The following is a 4539-nucleotide window of genomic DNA, read 5'->3' on the forward strand; positions in this document are numbered from 1 at the left end:
CTCGGCGGCTTGAACCCAATACGATTCTTCAACTGGGTTTTCGGTAGCACCGTCTTCGGTAACAAATAAATAGTAAAAAGCATCAGGAGCGGTACCCACCAAAACATTTTCAACATAACCACCCATCGTCGAAAGTACCAAAGTACCGTGGGTTCCACTCGTGTAAAAATTAGTGGATTGAGTTACATAATTATAACCTCCTAAAATAAGATTATTGGTAAACAACCTTTGAAAAGGTGCTGCTGTATTCACTCCCAAAAAACCTGAATCTAAAACAGCAATGGTTTTTCCGGTACCGGTAAAATTTTGTTGGTGCAACAAATCGCCGCCGAGCATCGAAATCTGATTACTGGAATTACCATATGCGAAAGTAACTTGAGTCTCCAAATTTTTAGCAACCAACTGATTTTCAAAAACCGAAGTTAGTTTTGGAGCATCTGTAGTATTCAAAGTTTTGTCGGCAAACTCAATACTTTGAACAAAAGACAATGTATCGAGTTGCTGAATATTTTCGATACTTCCGCGAATATGTAATGCGTTGAGCCATTTGGACTTTGCAATAACTGTAATGCCTGTGGCATTGGTAACTTGAGTAATATACGACGGAAAAACAGGTACGTCTTTCACATCCAAAGCAATGTTTTGGGCTATCCTTCGGTCGAGTGATTTTTGCGTAAGCATTGTTAGTGGATTGGCCAAATACGTTGCCGCATCTGGTTTATCTGTAAAATATACCCAAGCATCTTGTTGGGCAAAGCCAACAAAAGAAGCCATAAATAGCAAGAGAAATAGAATTTTTTTCATAAGTAAGTATGCTTTATTTTACAAACGAAATTGAAAAGCTAAAGGTTTTCAAAGATATCAATTAATGATTTAATTTCCACAATTCTCGTGCCCGAATTAAGTCGGCTTCGGTGTCGATTCCAATTCCGATGTGATTGGTTTCGACCATTTTGATGCGTTTGCCAAATTCCAAATACCGCAATTGCTCCAATTTTTCGGAAGCTTCGAGGGATTTCATCGGCAGATTGTAAAAATCCATCAAAGCGTTTTTGCGAAAAGCATAAATACCAATGTGTTGAAAATAGCGTACACCCACATTTTTTTCTCTTGGAAAAGGAATCACCGAACGCGAAAAATACAACGCAAACTGACTTTGATTGACCACTACTTTTACGTTATTGGGGTTACTGATAGCTTCTTCGTCTTGAATTTCGCGCATCAGCGAAGCCAAATCTACTTTATGTTCGCTATCGTTTTTAAATACGGCAATGAGTTGTTGTAAAGAATCGGTGTCGATAAAAGGTTCGTCTCCTTGCACGTTTACCACCACATCTACGTCCATGTGTTCGACTGCTTCGGCAATTCTATCCGAACCCGATTCGTGATCGCGAATACTTCTAATTGCTTTTCCGCCTTGAGAAACAATTTCGTTAAAAATCAGTTCTGAATCGGTTACTACAAAAACATCGTCAAACAATTGAGAGGCTACCGCTGCTTCATAAGTTCTGGAAATGACGGTTTTGCCACACAAATCTTGCATCAATTTGGCAGGGAAGCGTGTGGAAGCGTATCGTGCAGGAATAACGGCTGTGATTTTCATTTTTATTTGTAAAATTTATTAAGGTGCAAATTCGGAAAATTTGTTTTAAATAGAAATTAAAAGGGTTTAAATTTAACCGCAAATTTTCGAATTTGTATTTTGGCTGTTGTAGAAGAGCCAAAAAGTAATTACCAAAAACTCTCTTTTTAAAGAAAAATAGGCTTATTTTTGATTTGCGAATTTGCGGTAAAACCTTCTAATTCTCCTCAAAAAACTCATCTTTAAACCCAATTAAATACAACTTATCTTTCGCACGTGTCATTGCCGTATACAGCCATCGCACATAATCTTGCGTAATGCCGTCCGGTAAATAGGGTTGCTCAATGAATACCGTATTCCATTGACCGCCTTGTGATTTATGACAGGTAATGGCGTAGGAAAATTTAACTTGCAACGCATTGAAAAATTCGTTTTCCTTGACCTTTGCGAGTTTCTTATATTGGGCTCCTTCACTTTCATAATCGGCTAACACTTCTTGGTACAATCGGTTGGATTCTTCGTAACTCAAAGAAGGCGTTTCGCTTGTGGTGGTATCTAGTAAAAAAATGGTTTCAAACGGAATTTGGTTGGGATAATCAACCATTCTCACTTTTACTTTGGCAAATTTAAACGTATACAATTCCATAAAGCCGAAAATTTCTAGGACTTCGATGATATCTCCATTGGCAATGAAACCTGCTTCATCGCTGTCCTTGAGCCAGAAATAATTGTTTTTGACCACCATCAAAAAATCCCCTGTGGAAAGTTCGCTTTCCTTGTCCAAAATTTTCATTCGGATTTGTTGGTTGTAGGCATTCGCTCGTTTGTTGGAACGTACAATAAAAGCCGTATCCTCGATGCTGTAATTGCTATAAGCGGACTGAATGGCGTCTTGAATATCATAACCGTCTTGCAAACGTGTTATATCTTTGAACCCACGAAGGCTGAATTTGAATTCCTCAAAAAACTGTTCTTCCAGCAATTCCCGAAGTGCCGTGGCATTGTATAAAATTCCTGAATTTTCTTCCTGTCGCATTACTTCGTCCAACTCAATGGACTCGACTTCCATGTCGTAATTCATCCGTAAAATATCGGTGTTCAAAGCGGGAGATTCGTCACGGTTTATCGGTGGCAACTGTGCGGTATCGCCCAAAAGCAAGAGTTTGCAATCGGTTCCTGAATAGACGTAAAAAATCAAATCGTCCAACAGCGAACCATTGGCATACATTTTATTTTCCGAATCCGAATCGGAAATCATTGAGGCTTCATCGACAATGAAAATCGTGTTTTTGTGTTTGTTGGGCATTATGGTAAACGTCACACCTCCCCCCTTGTTTTTCTTGGGAAAATAAATTTTTTTGTGAATGGTAAAAGCGGGTTTATCGGAATAATTGGCAATCACTTTTGCGGCACGACCTGTGGGTGCGAGAAGTACATATTTCTTTTTCAGTTCTACCAAATTATTGACAATCGTAGAAATAACCGTTGTTTTTCCCGTTCCGGCATAGCCTTTCAATACAAATATTTCGTCTTTTTTATCATTGGTTAAAAAGACGGCAATTTGCTGAAAAAACAAATCTTGCTTGACGGTGGTTGCGAAGGGGAATTTTCGCGTAAGCGTAGAATAAAATTGGCTAGAAGTCATACATTGGAATTCAAAAAAGGCAAAGTACGTAAAGTTTTTTTGTTTAGATTTTAAATTATGAAAAGGTTTTACACAGATTGCACAAATTTACACAGATTTACTTTTACATTGAAATTGATATTGACATTGCCGTTGATATTGCAATTGATATTTATTAAACTCTTTTAAAAAAATTGTAAGTTTGTCGAACTTTAAAACGCTTCCTTCTCGTGAATCTGAATATAACCGAAAAAAACTACCGCAAACTCGTGCTTCAAGTTTCCTTGAATGGCTTTAGTTTTTGCGTGGTGGACACTTTGAACGACGAAATCTTGATGTTTCAAGACATTCCGTTTAACGTTTTTCAACGAAACAACAAGGTGGAAGATTTGTATTGGAAAGCCTTTCTCGATCACAAGGAATTGACCAAAATGTACGACGAAGTGGTGGTCATTCACGACAATAACCTGAATACTTTTGTGCCTAAACCGTTGTTTGACGAGGACTATTTAGCGAGTTATTTGCAGTACAACACCAAAGTTTTTGAGACCGATTTCTATACGTTTGATGCAATTCAAAATCAAGACATCAACAATGTTTATGTGCCTTACGTGAATTTGAACAACTATTTGTTGGACCAATTTGAGAGTTTTGACTACAAGCATTTCAGCAGCGTTTTATTGGAACGCTTGTTGAATTTGACTAAAAACCAAGAAGAAACGCAAGTATTTGTGCATTTTAGTGGTGAAAAATTTGAAATTGTCGTGTTGAAAAACCAGCAATTGTTGTTGTACAATTCATTTGATTATACCACAAAAGAGGATTTCATTTACTATTTATTATTTACCGCAGAACAATTGCAACTCAATCCAGAGCATTTTAATTTGTATCTTTTAGGTGCTGTTTCTGAAGAAGATGCATTTTTTGAAATTGCCTATAAATACATACGAAACGTACAATTACTCGACGCTTCAGGAATACAAACCCGTAATAATTTTACAAAAGCCGACAATTTAAAGCATTTTATACTTTTTCAATCGTGAGAATCATATCCGGAAAATACAAAGGAAGACGCATTTCGCCACCCAAAAATTTACCTGTTCGTCCCACGACGGATATGAGTAAAGAAGCCTTGTTTAATGTATTGAACAACCATTTTAACTTCAGCGGACTCAAAGTTTTGGACCTTTTTGCTGGAACTGGAAACATCAGTTATGAGTTTGCTTCACGCGGCTGCGACAACGTGATTGCTGTAGATGGCGATTTTGGATGTATCAAATTCATCAAGCAAACCGCACAGGAATTTGATTTTACCATTACGGCAATCAAAAGT

Annotated in this window: 4 protein-coding genes and 1 pseudogene; 2 read left to right on the top strand and 3 right to left on the bottom strand. The window is 37.5% G+C overall.

Annotation, left to right across the window (positions count from 1 at the left end; translation table 11 throughout):
* The 3 genes and pseudogenes from ACIQ2X_RS14015 to ACIQ2X_RS14025 form a co-directional block, all read right to left on the bottom strand.
* A pseudogene (locus ACIQ2X_RS14015) lies at positions 1–804 on the bottom strand (peptidase S8); the annotation flags it as partial.
* Between the two features lie 61 nt (positions 805–865).
* On the bottom strand, positions 866–1603 hold the full coding sequence (kdsB, locus tag ACIQ2X_RS14020; protein ID WP_396179563.1) for a 3-deoxy-manno-octulosonate cytidylyltransferase: 738 nt from the start codon (positions 1601–1603) through the stop codon (positions 866–868).
* A 196-nt stretch (positions 1604–1799) separates the two neighbouring features.
* On the bottom strand, positions 1800–3227 hold the full coding sequence (locus ACIQ2X_RS14025) for an ATP-dependent RecD-like DNA helicase (protein WP_396179564.1): 1428 nt from the start codon (positions 3225–3227) through the stop codon (positions 1800–1802).
* Positions 3228–3436: 209 nt separating this feature from the next.
* On the opposite strand from ACIQ2X_RS14025, the gene ACIQ2X_RS14030 reads away from it, so the two are divergent.
* Together ACIQ2X_RS14030 and ACIQ2X_RS14035 are read left to right on the top strand one after the other, a co-directional pair.
* On the top strand, positions 3437–4249 hold the full coding sequence (locus ACIQ2X_RS14030; protein ID WP_396179565.1) for a DUF3822 family protein: 813 nt from the start codon (positions 3437–3439) through the stop codon (positions 4247–4249).
* Positions 4246–4539: RsmD family RNA methyltransferase (locus tag ACIQ2X_RS14035; RefSeq protein WP_396179566.1), on the top strand; the 294-nt coding region annotated here is incomplete at its 3' end. The genes ACIQ2X_RS14030 and ACIQ2X_RS14035, both read left to right, overlap by 4 nt.

It is taken from the genome of Flavobacterium sp. (genome assembly GCF_044368625.1).
Lineage (GTDB): Bacteria > Bacteroidota > Bacteroidia > Flavobacteriales > Flavobacteriaceae > Flavobacterium.